Source organism: Marinobacter sp. GH_1 (assembly GCF_048595985.1).
GTDB lineage: Bacteria > Pseudomonadota > Gammaproteobacteria > Pseudomonadales > Oleiphilaceae > Marinobacter > Marinobacter shengliensis.
Window position 1 is genome coordinate 2,691,939 of record NZ_CP184460.1, and the last position, 24,357, is coordinate 2,716,295.

Here is a 24,357-nt window from a genome sequence, read left to right on the forward strand (position 1 = left end):
GTTCATGTTTAAAGACATCATCCCTGACGATAGCGTTACAACCGCACCACCAGCACCCGTTGGGAAACCGAATAATAATCAGTCCGATACCGTTAATGAAGCCAGACAGAAAATGGTAGAGCGTCACCGGAATGCATGGAAGAAGGGGCGGAACAATGGCGAAAGCTAATCTGTCTCGCAACTCCAAAGGTCAGTTCGTAACTGGTAATGAGGGTGGCGGTTCAGTAGCACGGGCAAGGGTTACTAGAGATAAAGTTTTAAAGGCGCTAAAGCGTAACAGCATGACAGAGGCCGATTGGCTTGATCGCATGATTCGTCATTCAGGCCAAGATAAAACAGCTAAAGACTTTATCAACAGAACCCTGTTCCCTACCTATAAAGCAGAACAGCAACCCATCAAATTCAATATGCAGGGCGAAACCCTTGTTGAAAAAGCCGAGAACATTCTGGCCGAAGTAGCCAAGGGGAAACTCTCAGTGGAAAACGGGGTGCAACTCCTCCGGGCGCTTAAAGAGCTAGGAAGCCTTATCGAGTTTGAGGAACTGGCGTCCAAGATTGAAAAGCTGGAAGCGCAAATTACCGAAGGGTTTAACAAACTGACAGACACTGAGGACGATGAAGATGATTGGGATTAACGGAGTACTCACCCGCTTTAAAGAGATCGCACCACTGGACGAGCCAGCGTGTACGAAAGAACACCACGAATACAAAAAGGAAACCGTTACAGATGCATTTGCCGTTGAAGAACTGGTTAACATCTTTCAGGACGAAGTGCTTGACCTCTACCCTCGTGAACGGGAATTGCTATTGCTTAATACCCTATATGTTCGTAGAGCAATGGTTCGTTTTATCAACAGTCGTTATTTTGATGATATCAACCTGATTGCACCCGTACACAACAAAGTCCGCGACCTGGAGAGCAAGCTAACACAGGTACAAGAACAACTCCGCCAGCAGGAACAGCGGCTACAGCAACTTGAGCAGGCGGCAACCAAGTGAACAAGGCGACTCTCAGAAGACGGCTAGCGGACATGGAAGGCCGCGCCACTACCCTAGCCCGGAAAGCGGATTCTAAGCGGGCTAGCGTGTCTCTGAGGGCGTTTAAGGAATATTACGACTGGAGCCTTGACAACCCCGGCAAGGAATATCACGATACCGGCCTGCAACGGCTGGTTGATGGCTTCTTTGCCAAGTTTGATGCAGAGTTTTAACCCCCACGGTAGCTATCCCAACCCGCCAGCAATACCCCTTGTTTATACGTCACGCTATGTGGCCGGTGTTACACAGACGTTGCACAGCACACGTTACACGCCCCCAGTCGGCAAAATTGTTACACTGAAATCAACTGCAAGTGATTGTTAAATAAGGGATTTTTAAGAAATGCCCCCGTAGCTCATCTGGATAGAGCGTCCCCCTCCTAAGGGGAAGGTAGCAGGTTCGAGTCCTGCCGGGGGTACCAAACAACCTTATTCAAGTGTTGTTATTACCCTCGACCACTGAACACTCTTGCACCCTGAGAGAGAAGGTCAACCGCCTCTAGCAGGGTACCCGGAAAACGCCCCTGATTGACTTGACCCATCGGTACCCGGCAATCCCCAGCAAACCCGCAAGCAACAGCAATAGACTGGAAGGCTCGGGGACCTTGGCCGGCGCAATCTTCTTAAGGCGACCAGTCAGCCAGTAGTAGTCCCCAGAGTCCCGATTACCGACGTGCGCACCCTCAAACGGTGCGGTTAGGTGCAGGTTGTCGAAAATATCCTTGCCGGCCTCGAGGTAAAACAGGTCGAGAAAAAGGAAAAACTCAAAGTTATCCACCACAAAGGGCTCGAATCCGTTCTCGTAAAGGGCGTCGGTATCGGATATCGGTTGGTCATACATCAATGGCACAAGCCCAGTCCAACTGAACGTTATCGGGTCACTGGTAAACTGAACAGAAACCAGGCCACGCAGCACCGAATCAACCTCGATGATCGCGGTGGCATTATGACTCTCGTACGGGTTCATAATGGGGTGGTCGTAGCTGTAGGTGATTAGCGCGGCGTTTGCGGCCGGCGCCAAACAGGCAAGCACAATAGTCAGTAGATTCTTCACGCGTTCAGTCCCTCGATTTACCTATGATCCATCAGGTAATTTAAAGCAATTATCGAACCATGGCACGTATCACTGGGTTTTCAAACGGCCAGCAGAACGGCGCACCAAGTCACATGTAAAATATTCTGACACCGAATTTTTGGAGCGCTCACGCTTAGCTGCGCCCAGTTTGGGGTTACAATGCCGCCTACCCTGTCACCACCGGAATCCATCGAATGGCCCGCTTTAACGAAATTGGCACCGCAACCATCCCCGGCAACGGCACCCGCTTGCGCCTGCTGCAGCGCAATGACGAGTTTTCCATCAAGATCGCCGGGGCGCCTGGTGAACTGATGAACAGCCGGTTGCATGGTTCTGAAGATGCCCTTGCCACGCTGGCCTGTGAACGCCTGAGCCATCTGCCAGAGCCGCGTATTCTGATTGGCGGGCTGGGGATGGGTTTTACCCTGGCGGCGGCATTGGCATCAACCGGTGAAAAAGCGCGGGTGACGGTGGCGGAGCTGGTCCCGGAGGTTGAAACATGGAACCGTGGCCCCTTGGGCTCGGCGGCCGGCTATCCGCTGAACGATGCCCGAGCCCAGGTGCACATAGGCGACGTAGCAGAACTTCTGAGACAGGGTGATGGCAACTGGGATGCCATTTTGCTGGATGTTGATAACGGCCCGGAAGGCCTTACCCGCAAGGAAAACAACTGGATCTACTCACCCGAAGGCATTGCTGCTGCCCAGAAATCCCTGAGTAGGGACGGCATTCTGGCCTACTGGTCCGCCGGCCCGGAACACGCCTTCACCGAACGCCTGCGCCGGGCAGGCTTCTCGGTAGAGCCAGTCGTTGTGCGCGCCCTGCGCCCCGGCAAAGGCGCACGCCACACCATCTGGCTGGCCTGGTAACCATTGCGACAGGTTCCGATCCTGTCACTGTTACATTGCGATAAAGTCATTCGAAATACAGGTTCATATGAACTAGGCTGGACTATAAAGCCGTTATGTTTCGACGAAGATCTTATCTTTGCAGAAGCACTCAGGAGGTATTTCCATGAAACCCTCAGTGAGTATTACCGGTGAACACCAGGCCCATAAAGTCGCCGCAATATTCGAAACCGAATCGGATGCAAACGGCGTAGCCCAAACATTGTCACGAGATACCAGCCTGGATGATGAACAGGTTCTTGTTGTAACCCCCCACGACCAACATCAAGGTGAAGCGCTGGAGCCCGAGAACAAGGGTATATGGCATACGCTGTTACGCTCGCACCTCTGGCTGGGCGTTAGTGGCGCAATCGCAGGTTTTATTCTGTTCCTGATTCTCAGTGCTGCCGGGGTGGGCTTTGTTGTGCAGAACACCATGGCTGCAGCGGCCGTTCTGGCTGCGCTTGGCGGGGTTCTTGGCTTGCTGCTTGCAGGCGGCGTTACTCTCAGGCCTGACCACACCCCTTACGTTGTGAAAGCGCAGACTGCCCTGACGGAAGGCAAGTATGTACTGACAGTCCATGCCTCAAGCTCGGAGCAGCTCAAGGAGGCCACAACCGTTCTCAAAAACCGGAACGTCAAATTGGTACGCACTATCTGAGGCCGCGAGCTTGGGTCCAGGAAGCCGGAACGAACCACAGGCAAACCCGCGTCATCCAGCGTAACAGCAACAGGAACGGCAGCAGAATCAGAAACCAGCCGGGCACCTGTACCATCCAGGGCGGCACACCGAGTACTTTGGCTGCACCGGCGAACAGGTCGTTCAGCACCAACGGGTGTCGAACGGCCACATAGGCCAGGGCAGCCACGGCGGGCCATCTGGCATGACCAACCATAACCGAGGCCATGCGCCCGGCCCGGGCAAGGCGGGTGCTGTACGCCGCTGAACGGGCAGTGACAGTAGAAGCCCGCGCCGTGGTGGCTGCCGCCCTGCCCGCTTTCAGAAACTTCACCGCACTGCCGATAACAATGGCATCCACGGCGGCCCAGCCCACATCGCTGGCACGAATGGGCTGATCGGTGCGATACCGGGATTCCAGGGTGCGAATGCCGCTGGTAAAGAACTGGGTAACGCCTTCGGTGATGCGATCGGTCCAGATCCACTCGACATTCCCGTCCGGGCCCACCACAAACTGACCGGTGAAATCCTGCCCTTCCTTGTTGGCAAAATTGACGGCATACCAGGCGCGCTGTTCGGGTGTGAGGGTTTGGCGGGTTCCGGCCACGCGATTCATCAGCTCGATAGATCTGACCGGGTTCTGGTAAAAATGGATAACCGGAGGTATCAGGTACTCACCGTGGGCTTTCAGGGCATCCTGAAACTCGGGTTCCTCCCCGAATAACTCCATCAGCCACCTGGTGTGTTCCGGATACACCTGCAGCGCCGCCTGGGCCTTCAACAACAGCAGGCGGTCGTCCCGATAATCGAGCAGCAGGGCCTGCACCGGCAGTGGCTCGGCAAGCACCGTCGAACCTGCGCCAAATACATCCTGGGCATGCAGGCGTACCAGCCGCTCTTCCACCGGTTGCGGCTGAAACCGAACCGCCACCAGCACGGCAACAGCCAGCGCAATCAGTGCCAGCCAGAGCAAACTCCGGCGACGGTGGGTTCTGAACAGCACAGGCTCTTGCATCGAGTACTCCCGGCAACCTGAAAGGTTTTAGTCTACACGGAACGCCGGCACCATTGGAGTCATGCATCGCTAACCGCTGTCCCTTCAAGGAACACAGGAGAGTGCAAGCCATTTGACCCGTAGCAGTTAATCACATAAAAGTACCGCAATCCGCTTTACGGTTTGCAAGAAATGGATACCATTGCCTCAGGTAGTGCTTTTCGGACCCGTCTTGATGGATATTTTTGAGCAGAAACGCCGCATCATCACCACCGCCATTGTTGCCGTGGTTATGACGGGCATCATTATTGCCGCAGTGGTTTCTGCTCCACTGATCAACCAGATTCACACCCAGGCGGCACAGACAGCTGGGGGCGTTGCAGACGCGAAAGCCGAGAACGTCAGAGCTGTTTTCGATCAGCACCAGGACCTGGCCCGCCAGACCGCCAGCCGCTCAGAACTGGCAAAGGTGCTGGGCCAATACGCCAAAGGTGAGGTTTCAGCCGGTGTTGTGCACACGTTTTCCCGCCCGAGACTGCAAGACGCAGCCCGAATCATAGAAGACCTTGCAGTATTAATCCGATACGACGCTGCCGGCAACGAACTGGTCAGGGTCGGGCCCTGGGCCAATGATCTACCTGCGGATATCCCTCTCTCCGATACCCTGGACATCAATGCATTCGCGCTGGTGTCCGGCGAAACCAGCGGCCCGCTGCTGCAGGCAGCAAGCCCAATACTGACCGAAGGACGGGTGGTAGGTTATGACCAGCTTCTGTTCTCGCCGGACTCTCTGGCGCGGGTCTTCCAGGGGCAGCCGGATTCATCACTTTGTCTGCTCGACAACCAGAGAACCAAGCGCGTTATCCTGAACCCACAGACGGATCAGATCGAGCTGACGGCCCCTGAGGGCTGCCTGGCTGTCAGGCAGGGAGTGTCCACCCGAGACCGCTCCGGTGCTTTCCGGGCAAGGCTTGACGATGGTTCCAGAGTGCTCACGTTCCACCGGCCACTGGCGGGTTATGGCTGGGAACTGCATATGTACACCCGAACCTCACGGGTTTTCGCCAACGTTATCGTTGATATCATGATCAGTATTCTGGCTATCCTTATGCTCTCTGCGCTGGCGGGGTTGCTGGTCTGGAGGTCACTGAAACCGATTGTCGGCGCGATGGTAAAGCAAACGTCTCAGATCGCCCGTTCCACCGAAGAGCTGCGGCTGGCCTACCAGGTGTTCGAACACACTCATGAGGCGATTCTGATCACCGATGCAAACTTTATGATCGTTCGGGCCAACCCTGCTTTTTCCGACATTACCGGTGAAGCAAACAGAGCGTTACATCGCAAGCCACTGACAGACTTTCTGGACTGTCAGAAAGGAAAAGGTGTTGTTCTGGAGGAGATTCGGAAACAGCTGGTCACGGTGAACGCCTGGCAAGGTGAGGTCTGGCTGAAGGGCCATCAGGGCCTCACCATTCCCAACCTGATGACGGTGTCACCCGTCAGAAACAAAAATGGCCAGATCCGGCAACTGGTGCTGACCTTCAGCAATATCACGGAGCGGGTACAGGCCGAGAAACAGATGATCCGGCTTGCTCATTACGATGAATTGACCGGCCTGCCTAACCGCGTGGCACTGGAGAACCACCTGGAGCAGGCCATTCAGCAGGCGCGCCGGGACAACAGCCATTTTGCCCTGATGTTCCTGGATCTGGATAAGTTCAAGCCAGTGAATGATAACTATGGCCATCAGGTGGGTGACGAGCTGCTACGCAATGTTGGCAAGCGCCTGAAACACTGCATTCGCAGCAGCGATGTGGTGGGCCGGCGAGGCGGTGACGAGTTTGTGGTGATTACCGGGCCGCTGCATGGCGATGATGACGCCAAACCTATTGCCGACAAAATCGTTGCAGTTCTGAACGATGTTTTCCACATCCAGGGGCACAATATCCAGATAGGCGCCTCGGTTGGCGTTGCGCTCTATCCGGACCACGGCATGGCGGCGGAAGACCTCCTTAAACAGGCTGACGCGGCCATGTACCGGGTTAAAACCAGCGGCCGTAACGCCGTGGCCTATGCCTGAAACCGCTCAGGCCTGCTCGTATTCCTGCACCAGCTGGCCGAGAAAATACAGGCCTGCCGAGCTGAGAAAATACCGTCCGGCACCAGCCCGGAACACCAGATTCCGCTTTTCCAGATAATCCAGGGCCTCAGTGAGCCCTTTCTCGAACCGGGCCGCCCGGAGAATGTCCTGGTACTCGTCGTCTCCGGCCATAGCTTCAAGGTCCTGCTCATTCAGGCCGGCGTCTGGCCGCCCCAGGTAATCCAGATCCCTCCCGCTGCGGGCAAAGTAACGCCCAATCAACAACAGTACCACCTGCACCCTGAACGCATTCTCATCGTGCTCTTCACTTTCGTCGTCACTGCTCTCCTTCAGGAAGAAAAATGCGCCGGTTTCATTGAATACAAGCTCACTGCCCAGGTGTTCGTAAAAGGTGCGGAAGTGGGATAAGTGGTTGTACAGCAGGTTGTATAGTGGATTGGCCCGCAGCTCCGAGCGGTTGTTGTCCCACACGTCCCGCACGATCACCCGGCCGGCCTGGAACTCACGGTAGATGGCCGCGCTGTGGGCGGGCAGGATCTGCTCGAAGCTGCCGACGGGCGCTGCGCTCAGGCTGTTTTCCGTCTCGGTCATGTCAGAAAAATCAGGCATGGCTTGGCTCTTGTTTGATGTCGGTTACGCCGGGCTCAAGCCGGCGTTTTCGGTAGACGAATTGCTCGCTGTCCGGCGCCTGCTCCAGGGTGCGGAAGCGGTTGGTGGTGACCACCTGCATACCCTCAGGTGGCGAATTCACCAAGCGGTTCAACGCTGCCAGCAGGTCCGGAAAGCGGTAGCCGGGAATAAAACCATCCAGCCGGCCGTGCAGCTCCCGCACCAGATCCGCCGTAGGCCTCAGCTCCAGCGTTTCCAGCCACTGATAAAGCTGGTTGATGCGCTGAACGTCGATACGACTATGGCGGCCGCTGCCATCCACTTCCTGCAGCACCGGCACTTCCGCTTTGCGGCGAAGATCACTCAGGCGCAGGTCCAGTTCGCTGAACAACAGCTGGTAGTAGCTGGAAGACTGGCCAAAGGCATAATGCTTGGGCCGCTGTTGTGCCCGCAGCCCCACCAGAAATCCGGTGCTGCGGGCAAACTCCCCACCTTCCAGCCACTTGCGGCGCAGGCTGAGGGTTTCGGTGTCGTCTTTGAGCGCCCGCAGCTTGCCGTAGAAGTGCTCCATAGCATTGTACTGGGCCATGCCCCGGCGGGTTTTGCGCAGGAAGTGCTCCACTTCCTGGGCCACTGCCTGAATGGGTTTGTACAGCGCATTCAGGCTGAGGGACGAGCGGAAAATCTGGTCCGCCAGGCTGTGGTTGTCGTTGGTTTCCAGTAACCGGACCATGGCTTCCAGAGTTTCGAACAAATTGCTGCCATCGGGCAGTCGGGTGTCCGGGTTCAGGAAGACCAGGGTGGGTTTGATGTGCCGGTCGTACAGGGTAACGATCTGTTCAAACAGGTTCTGGCGAAACTCCAGATACTTTTCTGGTGCCCGGCTGGCATCACCAGACAAGTCCGCCAGCTGGGCACTGATGGTTTGCATCCGCAGCACGTTCTGGCGCAACAGGCCGATGAGCTGGCTAACCCGTTCGTTCAGGTCGTCCCGCAGTTCGGTGTAATCCGGGTCTGCTTCACTGAAACTGCTGATTTCAAGGCGGTTGCGTACATCCCGCAGGGTCACCAAATGGCCCCGCAGGCGGGCGTCGGTCAGCTCCTGATACAGCGAGGCGTTACAGGCGCGCATCAGGTTGATCAGGGCGTCCTGGAACACCAGCCGGCGCTCGCCGTCGGCCTTGATGATGTCGATGATCAGGCCGCTACGGAACAGGTTGTCGGTGTTCATGGCCAGCCGGACCCGGTCCCGGTCGGCCTTGCCGAGGTTACCGGTATAGTCCATGACCTCGGCCACCAGGTCGCTTTCACGAATGTAGCGGGCCTCATTCCGGTCCATGCGTTCGATCATTCGGAACAGGATCTTCGGGTGCTCGAACAGCAGCCGGGTGGTATCCAGGGTGCTGAAGCGCTTACTCATCCACCGGCTCCAGCAGGCTGTTCTGGGTCTGGTCCGCCCAATGGCTCAGCGGTTCGCCGCCGGTGAAGCCTTCGGCGCCGCCCCAGAACACCAGGGTACGTTGCGGGCTGTATGGCCGAGCCGTGCGCATTTGCCCCACTTCCAGGTGCCGACCAATCAGGTAGATCACTTCGGCACTGGCACTGTGAGTGGCGGCGGAGAACAGGTTGAAGCCCTGTCTGCGCAGCCGTTCCAGCAAGGACGGCATCTGGCTGATATCTACACTGGCCAGCTCATCCAGCACCATGGGGAACGATAACTGCACGCCCGGGTACAGCACCCGCTTGAGCAGCCGGTACACCAGTTCCAGGTTGATCAGCGCGGTGGTGGAGGTGGACTGGCCTTTCTTGTCCAGGTTCGCGGCGTTTTCCTTGCGGGTGCGGTAGGAAATGCCGGTGATCACCTTGTCCATGGTCAGGCGTTTGCTGCCGCCCTGCTCGCCGAAAAAGTCGGCCACAAACACCCGCAGGCGGTCGTAGAAGGCGTCGGACTGCAACTGGTTGCCGTAGGGGTCGATGTTGTTGGCTTCTTCCACCAGGTTGCGGAATTTCGGGTCGGTGTGGATGTCCACCCGAATTTCCACCAGGTCGTTGATGCGAACGCCGTCCAGCTCCCGATTGAGCTGGGCTTCAAAGCGCGCAATGTGTTCGTGGTTGGATTTCAACGCCTGGCGGTAGCTGGCCACGGTCTCGTTGTGGATGGCAATCTGCTCTTCCAATACCTGCCAACGCTCGGCCATACCGGCGAACAGGTCCGCAAGGCTCTTGAAGGTCTCACGAATAATGGACGACGCTGGGCTATCTTTCTGCAACTCGCCGTCGCTGTCCTCGTGGATGCCCAGATAAACGAACTGGCGCAGGTGATCGAGTATGTTGCGGCGCCGTTCTTCCAGATCGTCCAGCTGGGTTTGCAGGTCGTCAAAGGCGGCAGCGGAGACTTTCTCAATGGCCAGTGGCTGTTCCGCGTCCACCGCTTTCAGGTGCGGGAAGCGGTGTTCAACGGTGCCTACGCTACGGCTCAGGCCCGCCAGCTCCCGCTCCCGTTCCTCGATGCGGTCTTTCTCAGCCTTGGCCTTGGCGGCCTTCTGTTGCACCGCGTCCTGTTTTTCCTGCTCCAGGCGGGCTTGCTCGTCCAGTTTGGCGAGCTGTTCTTCCGCCGCCAGCTTTTCCTCCGTCGCGTCTTTCAGGGTAGTGGCCGCCGCAGGATAGCGCTGTAGCGTTTCCAGGTCTTTCTCAATAGCGCGGATTTCTTTTTCCGTTCGCTCAATCAGCCGGGGCCGGTCGTGTTCCTGATTGGCGGTGTCCGCAAGCTCTGAACGTTCTCTTTCAAGGCTGTTTCGTTCACTTTCGATGTGATGCCGCTGTTCGGCAAAGTTGGTGTGGCGAGCGGGTTGGCTCTGGTATTCGGCGTCAAACCAGTCAAAACCCTGATCGTTGGGTATGAACAATCGCGCGAAGGCTTCAATAGTGGACTTGCTGTCCGCATCCAGATCCTGACCCGGACTGGCCATCATCAACCGGGGATCGACAGCACGAAGCGGCGCGGCGGTGGCTTCGTCCAGCTGGTTCTGCAACTGCCACTGCTGCTTGCTTTCCCGGTCTCTCAGACTTTCCAGCTGTCGTTCCAGGTCCAGCTTCTTGCGCTGTATCTGTTCCAGCCGAATCTCTGCCTGGGCGGCGCTTTTCAGGGCCGCCAGGTGGCCACGTTTGCCCTCGAGTTCTTCCTTCTGGATGTCCTCGATTTCCTGCAGGGTCATCTCGCCGTATTGCGCAACCAGCAGCTCGCCGTCTTTCTGGCTCTGCTCCGCCTGCTTGATGCGTCGGTCAGCGGAGCGGATCTCGCCTTTCAGTCCGCTGACTTCCTGTTCCAGTTTTTTCAGGGTTTGCAGCACGTGGCGCAGGGTGTCGTTCTGTTCGTTAAAGGCGTCCAGCGCCACCCGCCGTTTGGCGCCGATGTCCGCCAGGGCACTGGCCACGCCGTCCCGAAAGGCGGCAAAATCGTGCTGGCTGCGCAGCAAAGTCTGATAGGCCTGGTAGTCGCGGTTCAGCTTCTCAAACCTTGGTCGCTCTTTCTCGATTCGGTTGAGCTGGCTTTGCTGCTGTTTCAGTTGGTCATGGCGATTCAGGAAGTCGTCGATGTTGAAATCGAAGGCATCATCGGCGAACTTCTTGTCCGCTTCGATGATGCTGGCCACGGCATTGGCCATGGCCTGGTCGTCGGCCTTCATCTCGAACAGCAACAAAATCAGTGTGCGCAGGGACTGCACCCGGCGCTCGTCGGATTCCCCCAACGGCAACACCGAATAGCGCACGGCATCGGCGTTCATCAACTCGCTGCTGTAAAGCATGGATTTGAGTTTGGCGGGGTCGTTCACCAGCTTCGTGTCTTTCGACAGTTTTTTCAGGGCTTCGGACAACCGGCTGAACGACAACTCCGGCACCGCCTGGCCAATGCCGTCTTCCCCATCGCCATTCCAGAACAACGGCCGCAGCTGGTCGTAGCTCACCGGCACAAAGGCCCGGCCATAGCTGAGCTGGCTGGCGTTGTCCCGGTACAGAATCTGGCAATGGGTGCCCGCCGGGTTCTCCGCTTCCATGATGAGAAAGCTGAACTGGCTGGGGAAATAGTGCTGGTAGCTTTCTTCGTTGGTGTAGAAACTGCCGGCGCTGGCGTTGCGGAAAGCAAACTTCTTGCGGCTGTTCTTGAAGTTGTTCTCCGGCAACAGGAACAGGCGCAGGGAGTTCAGCAAGCTGGATTTACCCAGATTGCCCGGCCCCAGAATCAGGCCATGGTTATCCACCGGAATTTCCACATAACAGAAGCCGGCGGAATCCACCAGCACCAGGCGGCGAATGCCGAAGGTAAAGGTGCTCGCGCTCGCCTGTGAATCACTCATCCAGAATCATCTCCTGTTCCATGAATTTGCCGGTGGCCCGGAAAGCCTGCGCCAATGACACAAACCCCAGATCTTCCGCCAGCATGATGGCCTTTGTAAACCTTTCGGTGGCGTCCGGGGTTTTGCGGAAGCGGCTCAGCCAGAGCTGCCAGTCAGCCGGCTGCAGATAGCAGGCTTTGTTGCCCAACGCCGATCGCACCGATGCAAACATCTGCAGGCCGCCGGCATCGTAATCAAAGGCGCAGAGCACCTCATCGTAACCGGCCAGCCAGTTCAGGTCTGCCGTGCGGGTAATCCGGTTACCTCCGCCAAGTACTACATCACAATCTTTCAGAGCCACGGGCTCGCCAAGGCACTCCCCGGTAAAGGCCAGCATCTGGCGGTAATGATAAAAATTGCGTTCGTTTTCCACCACCAGCACCCGGGATGCAGGCGTATAAGCAATATCCACCGAATCCCCGGCAATCACTACCGAGTCCGGCCGGTGGCCGGTCAAGGCGTGATGATACACCAGCCGGAAACTCACCTCGGTGCCATGGCGGTGGGAATCGCCCTTCCTCGCCGCATCTACCCGGCTCACCGGGGCTGCAGCCTGCTCCCGAAGCGCCTCAAAGGCAGCCTCATCCAGAACGGTTACCCGCCAGCGGTTCGGCCCCGCCTTTTCCGTTGAAAAAAGCTCACGATGTCGCTGGCGCAGGACATCCGGCAACTTTTTCAGAAAGGCCTCGTAGTTGATGGCCTGGCCCTGAAGGATTTTCTCGAGGTAGTTGTTCAATGGCTCACCTGTTGTCGCCTTGGTAAACTTGCCGGAAAGTTTACAACCCGAGGCAGATTATGTCCCTGAAGTACCGCGTGATTCCCGTCACTCCCTTTGAACAGAACTGCACCCTGCTCTGGTGTACCGAAACGCGTAAAGCAGCGGTCGTAGACCCGGGCGGGGATCTGGATCGCGTTCGGGCAGCAGCGAAAGCCGAAGGCGTTACCCTGGAGAAAATTCTGCTCACCCACGCCCACATTGACCACGCCGGCGGTACCGCCGAGCTGGCAAAGGCGGAAGAACTGCCCATCGAAGGCCCCCATAAGGAAGATAACTTCTGGATTCAGGGCCTGGCCATGCAGGCGCAGATGTTCGGGTTTCCGGCGCCGGAGGTGTTCACGCCTAACCGCTGGCTGGAAGACGGGGATACGGTGACCGTTGGCAATGAAACCCTGGAGGTGTTGCACACTCCGGGCCACACGCCGGGCCATGTAGTGTTTTTCCATCGTGGATCAAAGCTGGCCCAGGTGGGTGACGTGCTGTTCAATGGCTCTATCGGCCGAACGGATTTCCCGAAAGGCGACTACAACACTCTGATTCATTCCATCCGGGAAAAACTGTTCCCCCTGGGGGATGATGTGAACTTCATCTGCGGCCACGGCCCTATGTCCACTTTCGGCCAGGAACGGGCTACCAACCCTTTCGTGTCGGATCACCGGGGCTGAGCGCCCCAGTACCAGCGGCCGGAATCAGTGTTGTGACAACCGGAACTGCTCGATGGTCTTACGCAGAGTTTCGGCCATAGCCAGGAGGTCACCGGCAATGCGGGCGGTTTCCTGGGCGTCGCTGGAGGTTTGCTCCGCCGAACGGCTGATTTCGATCACGTTGTGATTGATGGATTCCGACACATCGCTCTGTTCGTTGGCCGCGCTTTCCATTTCTTCGTTCAGGCCAGTGATCTCGCGCACCGCCGCCGCAATGGTCTGCAATTCCGTTTCCACTTTCAGAATCGACTCCACCTGATGCTGCGCCAGTTCAGAGGCATGGCGCATGGTGCCCACGCAATCCACCACCTCTTTCTTCAGGCCATCTATGGTGTGGCGAATCTCCTCCGTGGACGCCTGGGTGCGGGACGCCAGCGCGCGCACTTCATCAGCCACTACGGCAAATCCACGGCCCTGCTCACCGGCACGGGCGGCTTCAATGGCGGCGTTCAGTGCCAGCAGGTTGGTCTGGTCTGCAATCTCGGAAATCAGCTCCAGACGGGTGGCCATCTCGGTGGTGCGCTGATCCAGCTGTTCGATTCGCTGGGCACCGCTCTGCACCTCGGAGTTAAGTGTCTCAATACCCTTCACGGCGTTGTGGGCCAACTGCTCACCGGTCTCCGCCGCCTTCGCTGTGTCTGCGGATTTGCGAGCAGTATTCACCGCGTTCTCCCGCACCTGAACTGCGGATGCCGCCATCTCTGTCGTGGCGCTGGCCACCTGGTCGGTGTTGTCACGTTGAGCAAGCACTTCACGTTCCGTGGTTTCCGCCTTGCCGGCAATGGTCCGTGCCGCTGATTCAACTTGGGCAGCGTTGTCCATCACCGTATGCATGCTCTCCCGAATCTTCGCCACCATTCGGTTAAAGGCGCGGGACAGTGAACCGATTTCATCGTTGCGGGTAACGTCCAGCTCAATGGATAGATCCGAATTCCGGGATATTTCATCCATCCGGTCATGGAGCCTGCGCAACCGGGAAAACACCAGCCGCCCCAGGACCAGCGCGGTCAGGAAGAAAATCACAACGAAAATGACCACCTGAACACCACCACCCACCAGCAACTGCTGCTGCAGGCGGGCGTCGCTCTGGGCCAGGGAATAGTCCACCCGGATGGCACCGAGAATCTCCCCTTCCTGGGCCTGGTGGCAGCCGAGGCAATTCACCCCCTGATAGTCTGCCTCGGCAATAACCGGCTCAATCAGGGTATAAACCCGGCCCTGGTCATTTGCCGAGTAAAGCTCCACCCGCTCGCCACGTAGTGCCCGCATATCCTCAGGTTCGCGACGCCGCTCCTCCGCATTACCCGCGCCGTACATCGCGTTCAACTGATCACTGCGCACCACCCGGATGTCCAGAACATCTTCGGATGCCTTGGCCCTATCACGCAGTACATCCCGATTGTTGATGGTGCCTGTCACCATCATGGTGTTGAGCCCGTCAAAGTAGGATTTTGCCAGCCCGTCTACATATTTGTGGCTGAACTCCTCAAGATGCGCGCGCTGCGACTGGGCGCTGTAAACAACGGTGAACGCAAGAATGATGGAAAACGCCACGGCCAGAGCCGACAGCAGCAAAAAGCGGATCGAGTGTTGTTTTTTCATGGTACCCCGGCAGCGGAAGATCAACTGAACAACCACCTGTTATGACGGCAGTTTCGGGCATAACTTTATAGACATACGTCAATTTTTATATGACCCAGATCAGCCCGATGCCATCCCTATGACACTCGTTGCAAAGTTTTACATTTCCACGCAAGTAAAGACTGCCAAACCTCAAGAACAACCTGGCCCAAAACCTGCTTGTTACTCACAAACACACCCCATAATCGAATTTCCGGCAGTTATTTACCGCCGAGGAGGAAATGCACCATGTCTTTGCTGACATCCCTGATACAAGCCAGCACACGCTTTCAGCAAGCCATGGACAGCCGCCAGGCACCCGCAGCCAAGCCCGATGGCGAGAAACCCGCTGCCACGAAGCAACCCGAAGCCGCCGGTAACCCGGGTGATGACCGCTTTACCCCGTCCGGGCAGTCAGAACTGGACCCCGGCAGCCTGAAAGCTCGCAAACTCCCACTCGGCCAGTACAAACAGACCGTTGCGCAGGATCTCTCCTTTGTTCGTGAAACCCTCCGGCACAAACTTGCCGAGTACAACCTGCACCCGGCAACGGCCCTGAGCGTGGGAAAAGGCGAGAACGGCAATGCGGTAGTTGAGGGGAAGCTGCCAGAAGAGCTTCGCGAAAGAATTGAAATGGACCTGAACAACAACCGGGGCTTCCGGGAAGCCTTCAGTCGGCTGAGCGTCAGCGAACCGACACTACACTTTATGGATAACGCCCTGAAGCTCAATCAGGCCTACGGCGTGAACAACTCCCTGCTGGATTCACTGCTCAGCGACAATCAGCAGTTCAACGGCTTACAGGATGTCATCCACCGTTACGACAGCCTGAAACGCAACGCCAACAGCGGCCAACCCGACTTTGGTAACAGCGCACAACGCTACGCCTTCAACCTGAACACCCGGGCCTGATACCCGGGTGACATTGATCTTTGACCGTTAAACCTGAAACGGAGCGGGATCACCTTTACCCACCCGCGTAACCTCCGGGGCATCCCCGAGGAAGTTCACCACGGTAGTCGCTTCCATACCGCAGAACCCACCATCAATGATCAAATCCAGCTCGTGTTCCAGAACATCCCGGATTTCATAGGGATCGGTCATTGGCTCAGTTTCATCGGGCAGAATCAGGGTACTGCTCATGATCGGCTCGCCCAACTCGCCCAGCAGCTCCCGCACAATCTCGTTATCCGGCACCCGCACGCCAATAGACCGACGCTTGGGATGCAACAAACGGCGCGGCACCTCACTGGTGGCTGGCAGAATGAACGTATACGGCCCCGGTGTGAACGTCTTCAGCAAACGGTACTGCGTGTTATCCACCTTGGCGTACACACCAATATCCGACAAATCCCGGCACACAAGCGTAAAGTTATGCTTGTCATCCAGCTTCCGGATACGCTTGATACGATCCGCTGCCTGCTTGTCACCCAGGTGACAACCCAGCGCATACCCGGAATCCGTGGGATACACAATCACCCCACCCTTGCGAAGAATATCAACCGCCTGGTTGATCAACCGCTTCTGCGGATTCTCAGGATGGATCTGGAAAAACTGACTCATGAATTCACTCCCTGTCCCAATTTCGCAGCCATGGCGTCATCGCCCTTCGAACCACCCATACAACCGGGCGAATCCGGCGCCGCCTGACCACTGGCCGCCCACTCCTCCGGCGTATACAAATGCAACGCCAAAGCATGCACAGGCCCCGCCAGCTCTTCCGCCAACACTTTATAAATGGCCTGATGCCGCTTAACTTTCATCTGACCGGCAAAATCCGGCGACACCAACGTCACCTTGAAATGGGTTTCCGAATTCGGCGGCACGGAATGCATGTGGCTCTCGTTCTCCACAGCCAGCAGCTGCGCGGCAAACCCGTCTTTGAGCTTGGTTTCAATTGCGTTCTGAACTTTCATAAAAAATCTTCTGCTCCAACTTCTCAAATGACCACTCGCACTATCGCGGCGGCTTGCAGGGCGCCCGAAAGCGCTCTCTACCGGGCGAATTGCACGGAGTCTCAAGCGGCTGTGGTGGAAGCTTTCCCAAAAGTGTGTGTTGCCAGGGATGGCAACACCAAGCCCCCATGGACGGGTTCACGGCGTCTTTTGGGAAAGCTTCCACCACAGCCGCCTCCCCCAACACAACCAGTCTACTACACAACAAACGATAAGCCCGAAGCCCTTGACACAAAAGCCCCAAACAGACACATTCCGATGCCACTCAGCGAACCACCAACACCATGCACCTGTACATCGCCGAAAAACCCAGCCTGGCCAGAGCCATCGCCGCCGCCCTCCCCGGCCCGCACCAGAAAGGCCAGGGCTGGATCCGTTGCGGAAACGGCCAGGAAGCCGCCACCGTCAGCTGGTGCATCGGCCATCTGCTGGAGCCGGCCGAGCCCGCCCGCTACAACCCGGCATGGAAAAAGTGGCGCCAGGAAGACCTGCCCATGTTCCCCGAACAATGGCAGCTCACCCCCAAAGACAGCGTAAAACAGCAACTCAAGGTGCTCGAATCCCTGATTCGACAGGCCGACGTGATCACCCACGCCGGCGACCCGGACCGTGAAGGCCAGCTACTGGTGGATGAAGTACTGCGCTACGTTGGTACCACCGTTCCGGTAAAACGGGTACTGATTAACGACCTGACTCCCAGCGCCGTCGCTCGCTCCATTCAGGCACCCAGAGACAACAAGGAATTCCGCCGGCTATCCCATTCCGCCCTGGCCCGACAAAGGGCCGACTGGTTGTATGGGATCAACCTCACCCGGTTCTACACCCTGAGCTACCAGCAACAGGGTCAGGACGGCGTTTACTCGGTTGGCCGAGTACAAACACCGGTGCTCGGCCTGGTTGTGGAGCGGGATAACACCATCGAGAACTTCGAGCCCAAGCCCTGGTACCGAATTGAAGGTCAATTCCAAGCCTCCGAAGAGGACGCGGACCAACGCCCGTTTACCGCCCGCTGGCTGCCGGATGAAGCCTATGAAGACCATCTGGACGAAGAGAAACGCCTGCTCAGCAGGGACGTGGCCGAGCAAATTGCCCATGCCGTGAACGGTCGGCCTGGCACCATCGCAGAATCCCGCTTCAGAGACCGGCCCGAGCCACCGCCCCTGCCGCTGTCCCTGTCGGCACTGCAGATAGAAGCCGGGCGACTGTTCCGGATGGGTGCCAAAGACGTGCTGGACACCGCCCAGAATCTGTATGAACGGCACCAGTTGATCACCTACCCCCGGTCCGACAACCGTTACCTGCCCGAGGAACATTTTCATCAACGGGAGCAGGTGATTCGCGCTATTAGCCGGGTATCCGGCGAGCTGGAAGCGCTCACAGGGCAACTGGACAGCAACCGGCGCTCTGCGGCCTGGAACGACAAACAGGTGGACGCCCACCACGCGATCATTCCAACCGTCCGCCCTACCCCGAATGGCAAGCTGACGGCCGCCGAGGAAAAGATCTATAACCTGATCAGCCGCTACTATCTGATGCAGTTCGCCCAGGATGCAGTTCACCGTGAGGGAAAACTGACGGTGCAGGTTCAGGAACACAGATTCCGGGCCACCGAGACGGCGATACTCACCCCCGGCTGGAAAGCCCTGGAGCTGAAACTTCGGGAGAACAACAACGAGCCGGAAAAACCACCGCTGCCAAGGCTGGGGAGTCGTGAGCCGGTCACCTGCAGCAACACCACGGTAACCGAACGCAAAACTCAGCCACCCCAGCACTTTACCGATGCCACCTTGCTGTCGGCGATGACCAACATCGCTCGTTTCGTGGCGGCCCCGGAACTGCGTAAAACCCTGAGGGAGACCGATGGCCTTGGCACGGAAGCCACCCGCGCCGCCATTATCGACACACTGTTCCGGCGAGATTACCTGTACCGGGAAAAGCGATTCATCCGCGCCACCGACAAAGGCAAGGCGCTGATTGCGGCGCTGCCGGACACTATCCGTACCCCGGACCGTACAGCGGTCTGGGAAGCAACACTGGAGAGCATCCGCCGCGGCGAAGACGACCCCAGGGCATTTCTGGAGTCGCTAAAGCAGGAGATCCGCGAATTCATTCATCGGGCGCCCGATGCGACCGGAACTCCTGCCAGCGAAACGTCTGTGCATTGCCCAAAGTGCCGGGCGCCCATGATCGAGCGGGAAGGAAAATTCGGACGTTTTTTTGCCTGCACCCGCTACCCAAAATGTAAAGGCACGCGCCCTCTGGAAGACAGTGCACCAGCAGACGGAACCGGGCAGAAACCCGTGCCCTGCCCCCATTGTTTTTCACCCCTGGTGAGGCGCCAAAGCAAAAAAGGCTGGTTCTGGGGCTGCAGTAATTTCCCGGCCTGCCGACAAACAGTGAATGACGCCAACGGCAAACCTGAACTGTAGTTACGGAATTCTACATATCACTACTGAACGCAGCCTCATTTTTTGGGATACTTGGCCTCTAATGCAGGGGATTTCTACTCCGCTCTGTGCCAAGACCACGAAATCGGCAACACCATCGAGGGCCAAGCTTAATGCGCATTGCTCTGCTGGAAGACGAACATGAACAAGCGCAACACATTCAAGCCATTCTCTCCGAGAAAGGTCATCACTGTGACAGCTTCCCCACCGGCCAGGCCTTTCTCGGTGCCGTTCTGCACCGAAGTTATGACCTGATTATCCTGGACTGGCAAATTCCAGACATGACCGGTATCGACGTGCTGGAGAATGTGCGCGCCCAGCTGGACTGGCCCATTCCGGCCATTTTCCTGACCCAGCGGGACAGCGAGGCCGACATCGTCCGGGCGCTGGACGCCGGCGCCGACGACTACCTGTCTAAACCGGCCCGGGCGGCCGAGCTCACCGCCAGGATCAATGCCCTGGCCCGCCGCAGCAACCCTGACAGTGACAAAGAAGTGCTGGTTTACGGTCCGTTTGAAGTCAACACCCGGCAACGAGTCATCCTGCTGCACGGTGAACCGCTTACCCTGACCGACAAGGACTTCGACCTCACCCTGTTCCTGTTTCAGAACCAGGGCCGGCTCCTGACCCGCGAGATGCTGCTGGAACGCGTGTGGGGCCTTGCCCGGGATATCAACACCCGGACCGTTGATACCCACATGAGCCGACTACGCCGCCGGCTGGGTGTAAATCCGGAGAACGGATTCCGCATCAAGACCATTTACCAGCGCGGCTATCGCCTGGAAGCGATCAAAGCCACTGAAGCTGACGAGCCCCGGGAAGACAGTGCAACCAATGCTTGATCGAAAACGCCAAAGCGTCACAGGTTTGCTCCTGTTGATTGTAACCAGCCTGCTGCCCGGCGTGGCTGCCGCCGAGATATCGGTTGCCCGGGGCTCTTCTTCCGCCGCGCCCGCTCAGCAATCGGAAAGCGCCCAGGAATGGGTGTATACGCTCCGCTCCGGTGAGACACTCAGCGACATCGGCCAGTCCTTGCTGATGGACCGGGTAACCATTGGCCAGGTGCTGCAATACAATAACCTTCCCGGTAACGCCAGGCTGTCTGCCGGGGAACAAATTCGCATTCCTCTGGCCTGGTTGAAGCGCCAGCCCGAGCCCGCCAGGGTTAGCTCCGCCAGCGGTAATGTTATTCACGTATCGGGCACCACCGGCCAGAAAACGTCACTGACCGAAAATTCTGTCATCCGGGTGGGCGATGAAGTGATCTCCTCTGCCGGCACTGCGACTATCGTCCTGGCTGATGGCTCCGAACTGCGTATGGCGCCCAATTCCAGACTCATTTTCAACCGCCTCACCCAATACGGCAAAGCCGGAATGGCAGATACCCGTGTTCGCCTTCAACGGGGCGAGGTGCATACCCGAGTAAAGCCGGTGCTGGAAGATGGTGCCCGGTTCGAAATCGAAACCCCATCAGCGGTCGCCGCTGTTCGAGGTACCGTGTTTTCCATGCAGACATCCGCCTCTGGCAGCAGCGTTCAGGTAACCGAGGGCGTGGTTGATTTCGGCCAGCCGGGCCAGGTACGCCGGATTCCTGCAGGCTATGGCGCCAGCGTGTCCACCGCGAGCGCCACCCCCATGAACATCCGCCGGCTACCACCGGCCCCGGTGCTCAACCCCATCACTCCGGTTCTCACACAGCTACCGGCTGAACTCAGCTGGCAGCAGGACGGCGCCAACCGGTATCGCGTCGATATCTTCGAAGAGGATGGCGGCACCTGGCTACAAAGTCGGGAAATGCCTGGCCATCGCTTTGACATTAGCCAACTGGACAACGGGCGCTACGAACTCCACCTGGCCGCACTGGATCGTCAGGGCATCACCGGAATGCCGGCCATCACGTCGATCGAAGTTGACCTGCAGGCACGAACACCTGATCTGCTTTCGCCAGAACCCGGTGAGAGCGTGAATGACGACATGCCAGAGTTCCAATGGCGCCTGAACGGTACCAACGAAGTTGCTCGGGTTGAAATCGCAGAAGATGAAGAATTCCGACGGCTGATTACCTCCAGTGAATGGGCGCCAGACAACCGAGCCCTCCCCTCCCGACCCCTAAGCCCCGGCCAGTACTACTGGCGAGTGGTCAGCGAGGCCGGCGGTAACTCCGTGGCCGCGTCCCAGCCCCGGTCACTGGTTGTGAACGGCACTTTGCCGCCGGTACGAATCATCAGCATCAACTACCTGGACAACCAGGTGCGCGTGTTCTGGGAGAAGGTGGATACCGCAAAAGACTATCGCCTCCAACTAGCGGAAGAGCCCGGATTCAACAACATTATCAAGGAAGCAAACGTGGCAGATACCACAGCGGCCTTGCGTCTGATTCCCGGAAGAAGGTATTTTGTGCGCGTCAAAGCTCTTTCTGATGGTCCGCTGGCAAGCCGATGGGGCCCGGGGAGGGAGCTTTACCTGGATTAAATACCTCCACAACAAGAACGAACCGCACGGCCCATGAGAAGGGATTGGTTAACCTTAAAGACGACACCCTGGTCTCTGGGCTTGCTGCTCACAGGCATCCTGCTATTACTCCAGATAACCACCCTGGAAGAGCGCATTGATTTCTGGCTTTACGACAAAGCCATCACCACCTGGCCTGCGCCCATTGATGACAGCCTGGCTCTGGTGGGCATCGATGAACACAGCCTGGACGCGCTCGGGCGCTGGCCCTGGGACCGAAACCTCCATGCCCGGCTGATTGATCAGCTTGCCGATGCCGGCGCGGAAGTCATTGTGCTGGACATCCTGTTTCCCGAACCCTCCCCCAGCGACCAGGCCCTTGCAGACGCCATGGAGCGCCATGGCCGGGTTGTGCTGCCCATACACTACTCACCGGCAACACCAACACAACGGATGGCCGAACAACTGCCCGCACCGCTGCTGGAGAAGACAGCTTCTGCACTCGGGCACGTGCATGTTGAGCTGGAAGACGATGGCGTGGCCCGCGGCCTGTACCTTTACAACAGCCTGGGCAATCATCGATGGCCCGCGCTGGCACTGGCGGCACAGGATCGGGTCAACCCCAGTGGCCACGCACCGGATGCGCCTGCCTATACCAACGTCCGCAGCGAATTCCGCTTTGTGCCACTGGCCGGCGGAGCAGATACAATCCCTGCCCATTCCTACGTCGATGTGCTGAACGGCGCCGTGCCCCTGGAGACCTTCGCTGGCAAGACCGTCTTCATAGGAGCCACGGCGGTCGGTTTTGGCGATATTCTTAGTACACCGTTTTCCGGCCTGGGCAGGCCCATGAGTGGCGTTGAGTTCCACGCCAACGTTTATTCCGCCAGTCGCCAGGACACACTGATCTCCTCCGCACCTGGCTGGGCCTCCATTGCACTGGCACTGGTGATCCTCCTTGGCCTGGCCAACTCCCTGCCGAGACTCAAGCCCGCAGCGACCGTCCTCGCCTGTAGCACAGGTTTTGTCCTGGTGTTGATCACCTACTTTGTGGTCCTACGCAGCTTGCATTACCACCTGTCAGCCGCCAATGCCCTATTGTTGCCCATGATCGCTCTGCCGGTGGCCAGCGGTCTTCGGCTTGCGATGGCCAACCGCTTCCTGAACCGTCAACTGGATGACTTGGCCAGAACACCGCAACTTGCCTTGCCAGACCCCTCACGCAGGCACCCTCACCAACTTCTCGAACACCTGAGCGCGCTACTCCAACCCCAGGGTTGGCTGCTGGCGGAAGGCAGAGACCTGCTGGCAGTCAAAGGCATGACACTGGCCGATGTCCCGACCAACATCCAAGTCGGGCAATGGAGTCATCATGGTAACCAGAGCTGGATACGCCTTATTCGCGGCGGCAGCGGGTACCTGCTCGGGCTCACCCTCCCGGATGACCTGAGCCGGGAAGTTATCCAGCTGTACTTGCAGAACCTTAAACTGGAAGACCCAAGCGCGCCCGCCCTTGAGCCGGGCGCCCAGGAGAACCTGTCCCGGCGCATTGAAAAAGTCCGAACCGCCACCGAGCGCCTCAGCCAGATGCAGGCATTCATCAGCCATAGCTTCGAGCGCATGCCAGACGGCATAATCGTAACGGATGAGCTGGGTGTTATCCGCTTCGCCAACCGGCACATTGAAGCCTGGTTCCGGGAGCCCATGCCGAGCCTCAGCGGATTACCCCTGACGCGCCTGCTGGAAGGCCATGACCCAAGGGACGCGGCGCCCTGGTACGAAACCGTGTCTGAGACGTTGACCCTTCGGCAAAGCCGAACCGTTGACCTCAAAATTCACAACAAGGACTTCCTGATTCACCTGGCACCGTTCGCATTGCCAGACAGCAATCAATTCGGAATCATCGCCAACATCTCAGACATTTCCGAGCTTCGGGAGCAGCAGCGGCAGCACCGGGAAGCCATCGACTTTATTTCTCACGATGTTCGCTCTCCGCTGGTGTCTCAGTTGGCATTGATTGAGCAACTGAAACGAGACCCTAGCCATATTGATGAGCGCCAGCTTGAACAACTGGGCAGGCTGGCCCGGCGCAGCTACCACCTGGCGGAAGAATTTGTGCAGCTGGCGCGGGCCGAGCAGCTGACGGAAACCCGGTTCTACGAGTGTGAGTTTCTGGCTATCGTAGAAAACGCACGGGACAGTGTGTGTGAGCAGGCACAGGAAAAGCAGATCAGCCTGCAGGTGATCGGCACCGAAGACCTCTGGCTGAAGGGGAATGCGGAATTGCTGGAACGGGCAGTCATCAACCTGATGACCAATGCCGTTCAATACAGCCCGCCGGGATCTGCGATCACGGTTCAGGTATACCGCGCTGGCCACCTGGCATGCCTCGCCATCGCCGATGAGGGTAGCGGGATAGATCAGGCAGAACTACCGATGCTGTTCGATCGCTACCACCGGCAGAAACGCAGTGAGCTGGCAGGCACCCACGGCACCGGGCTGGGCCTGTCGTTCGTGAAAACCGTTGTTGAAAAACATCGGGGCGACATCTCTGTTGAATCCACCGCAGGCGAAGGCACCACTTTCATCCTGAAACTGCCCATTGCCGACCCGATGCCGTGACTTG

At 57.9% G+C, this 24,357-nt stretch carries 21 protein-coding genes and 1 tRNA gene; 13 read left to right on the top strand and 9 right to left on the bottom strand.

Annotation, left to right across the window (positions count from 1 at the left end; genetic code table 11):
• Nucleotides 1-155: 155 nt before the first annotated feature.
• The 4 genes from ACNSOI_RS12280 to ACNSOI_RS12295 all read left to right on the top strand — a co-directional run bounded on the left by ACNSOI_RS12280 (nucleotide 156) and on the right by ACNSOI_RS12295 (nucleotide 1,459).
• The gene (locus ACNSOI_RS12280) at nucleotides 156-635 is read left to right on the top strand and encodes a hypothetical protein (protein WP_420194135.1); all 480 of its coding nucleotides are present in this window, start codon (nucleotides 156-158) and stop codon (nucleotides 633-635) included.
• Entirely contained in the window at nucleotides 622-999 is a 378-nt protein-coding gene (locus ACNSOI_RS12285) for a hypothetical protein (protein ID WP_420194136.1), read from the top strand. The genes ACNSOI_RS12280 and ACNSOI_RS12285 overlap by 14 nt, the downstream gene beginning before the upstream one ends.
• Complete coding sequence (locus tag ACNSOI_RS12290; protein ID WP_420194137.1) at nucleotides 996-1,211, top strand: hypothetical protein; 216 nt, start codon at nucleotides 996-998, stop codon at nucleotides 1,209-1,211. The genes ACNSOI_RS12285 and ACNSOI_RS12290 overlap by 4 nt, the downstream gene beginning before the upstream one ends.
• Nucleotides 1,212-1,382: 171 nt before the next feature.
• Nucleotides 1,383-1,459, top strand: a tRNA-Arg gene (locus ACNSOI_RS12295).
• 77 nt (nucleotides 1,460-1,536) lie between these two features.
• On the opposite strand, the gene ACNSOI_RS12300 is transcribed toward ACNSOI_RS12295, so the two are convergent.
• On the bottom strand, nucleotides 1,537-2,091 hold the full coding sequence (locus tag ACNSOI_RS12300) for a PEP-CTERM sorting domain-containing protein (protein ID WP_286250521.1): 555 nt from the start codon (nucleotides 2,089-2,091) through the stop codon (nucleotides 1,537-1,539).
• Between the two features lie 215 nt (nucleotides 2,092-2,306).
• Between ACNSOI_RS12300 and ACNSOI_RS12305 the strand changes: the two genes are divergently transcribed.
• Nucleotides 2,307-2,981 (top strand): spermidine synthase, encoded by a 675-nt coding sequence (locus ACNSOI_RS12305; RefSeq protein ID WP_058090233.1) that lies wholly within the window; start codon nucleotides 2,307-2,309, stop codon nucleotides 2,979-2,981.
• Nucleotides 2,982-3,126: 145 nt separating this feature from the next.
• Nucleotides 3,127-3,660, top strand: coding sequence for a hypothetical protein (locus tag ACNSOI_RS12310; protein ID WP_286250524.1), 534 nt, complete (start codon nucleotides 3,127-3,129; stop codon nucleotides 3,658-3,660).
• Here ACNSOI_RS12310 and ACNSOI_RS12315 read toward each other — a convergent pair.
• Complete coding sequence (locus ACNSOI_RS12315) at nucleotides 3,653-4,693, bottom strand: hypothetical protein (RefSeq protein ID WP_420194138.1); 1,041 nt, start codon at nucleotides 4,691-4,693, stop codon at nucleotides 3,653-3,655. The genes ACNSOI_RS12310 and ACNSOI_RS12315 overlap by 8 nt on opposite strands.
• A gap of 214 nt (nucleotides 4,694-4,907) precedes the next feature.
• On the opposite strand from ACNSOI_RS12315, the gene ACNSOI_RS12320 reads away from it, so the two are divergent.
• Nucleotides 4,908-6,752, top strand: a complete 1,845-nt coding sequence (locus ACNSOI_RS12320) for a diguanylate cyclase domain-containing protein (protein ID WP_420194139.1) — start codon at nucleotides 4,908-4,910, stop codon at nucleotides 6,750-6,752.
• Between the two features lie 6 nt (nucleotides 6,753-6,758).
• On the opposite strand, the gene ACNSOI_RS12325 is transcribed toward ACNSOI_RS12320, so the two are convergent.
• From ACNSOI_RS12325 to ACNSOI_RS12340, 4 genes are read right to left on the bottom strand one after another with little or no spacing between them, the layout of a single operon-like run.
• Nucleotides 6,759-7,382: a condensin complex protein MksE gene (locus ACNSOI_RS12325; protein ID WP_197463858.1), complete on the bottom strand. Its 624-nt coding sequence runs from the start codon at nucleotides 7,380-7,382 to the stop codon at nucleotides 6,759-6,761.
• Entirely contained in the window at nucleotides 7,375-8,802 is a 1,428-nt protein-coding gene (locus ACNSOI_RS12330; protein WP_138434958.1) for a hypothetical protein, read from the bottom strand. The genes ACNSOI_RS12325 and ACNSOI_RS12330 overlap by 8 nt, the downstream gene beginning before the upstream one ends.
• Complete coding sequence (locus tag ACNSOI_RS12335) at nucleotides 8,795-11,737, bottom strand: hypothetical protein (RefSeq protein WP_420194140.1); 2,943 nt, start codon at nucleotides 11,735-11,737, stop codon at nucleotides 8,795-8,797. Before ACNSOI_RS12335 ends, ACNSOI_RS12330 begins: the two co-directional genes overlap by 8 nt.
• A complete protein-coding gene (locus tag ACNSOI_RS12340; protein WP_286250537.1) occupies nucleotides 11,730-12,512 on the bottom strand; it encodes a Wadjet anti-phage system protein JetD domain-containing protein in 783 nt (260 codons plus the stop codon). The genes ACNSOI_RS12335 and ACNSOI_RS12340 overlap by 8 nt, the downstream gene beginning before the upstream one ends.
• 59 nt (nucleotides 12,513-12,571) lie before the next feature.
• Here ACNSOI_RS12340 and ACNSOI_RS12345 point away from each other — a divergent pair, with 59 nt between their 5' ends.
• Entirely contained in the window at nucleotides 12,572-13,219 is a 648-nt protein-coding gene (locus ACNSOI_RS12345) for an MBL fold metallo-hydrolase (protein WP_286250539.1), read from the top strand.
• A 24-nt stretch (nucleotides 13,220-13,243) separates the two neighbouring features.
• On the opposite strand, the gene ACNSOI_RS12350 is transcribed toward ACNSOI_RS12345, so the two are convergent.
• Nucleotides 13,244-14,860, bottom strand: a complete 1,617-nt coding sequence (locus ACNSOI_RS12350; RefSeq protein WP_420194141.1) for a methyl-accepting chemotaxis protein — start codon at nucleotides 14,858-14,860, stop codon at nucleotides 13,244-13,246.
• Nucleotides 14,861-15,127: 267 nt separating this feature from the next.
• Between ACNSOI_RS12350 and ACNSOI_RS12355 the strand changes: the two genes are divergently transcribed.
• A complete protein-coding gene (locus tag ACNSOI_RS12355) occupies nucleotides 15,128-15,790 on the top strand; it encodes a hypothetical protein (protein ID WP_420194142.1) in 663 nt (220 codons plus the stop codon).
• 27 nt (nucleotides 15,791-15,817) lie between these two features.
• On the opposite strand, the gene ACNSOI_RS12360 is transcribed toward ACNSOI_RS12355, so the two are convergent.
• Both ACNSOI_RS12360 and ACNSOI_RS12365 read right to left on the bottom strand, forming a co-directional pair.
• Entirely contained in the window at nucleotides 15,818-16,441 is a 624-nt protein-coding gene (locus ACNSOI_RS12360; RefSeq protein ID WP_061333110.1) for an L-threonylcarbamoyladenylate synthase, read from the bottom strand.
• On the bottom strand, nucleotides 16,438-16,794 hold the full coding sequence (locus tag ACNSOI_RS12365) for a BolA family protein (protein ID WP_072676968.1): 357 nt from the start codon (nucleotides 16,792-16,794) through the stop codon (nucleotides 16,438-16,440). Before ACNSOI_RS12365 ends, ACNSOI_RS12360 begins: the two co-directional genes overlap by 4 nt.
• A 323-nt stretch (nucleotides 16,795-17,117) precedes the next feature.
• Between ACNSOI_RS12365 and ACNSOI_RS12370 the strand changes: the two genes are divergently transcribed.
• From ACNSOI_RS12370 to ACNSOI_RS12385, 4 genes are all read left to right on the top strand, one after another.
• On the top strand, nucleotides 17,118-19,262 hold the full coding sequence (locus ACNSOI_RS12370) for a DNA topoisomerase 3 (protein WP_420194143.1): 2,145 nt from the start codon (nucleotides 17,118-17,120) through the stop codon (nucleotides 19,260-19,262).
• Nucleotides 19,263-19,393: 131 nt separating this feature from the next.
• Complete coding sequence (locus ACNSOI_RS12375; RefSeq protein WP_058090244.1) at nucleotides 19,394-20,122, top strand: response regulator transcription factor; 729 nt, start codon at nucleotides 19,394-19,396, stop codon at nucleotides 20,120-20,122.
• On the top strand, nucleotides 20,115-21,752 hold the full coding sequence (locus ACNSOI_RS12380; RefSeq protein WP_152438522.1) for a FecR domain-containing protein: 1,638 nt from the start codon (nucleotides 20,115-20,117) through the stop codon (nucleotides 21,750-21,752). Before ACNSOI_RS12375 ends, ACNSOI_RS12380 begins: the two co-directional genes overlap by 8 nt.
• Nucleotides 21,753-21,833: 81 nt before the next feature.
• Complete coding sequence (locus tag ACNSOI_RS12385) at nucleotides 21,834-24,353, top strand: CHASE2 domain-containing protein (protein ID WP_420194144.1); 2,520 nt, start codon at nucleotides 21,834-21,836, stop codon at nucleotides 24,351-24,353.
• Nucleotides 24,354-24,357: the final 4 nt, after the last annotated feature.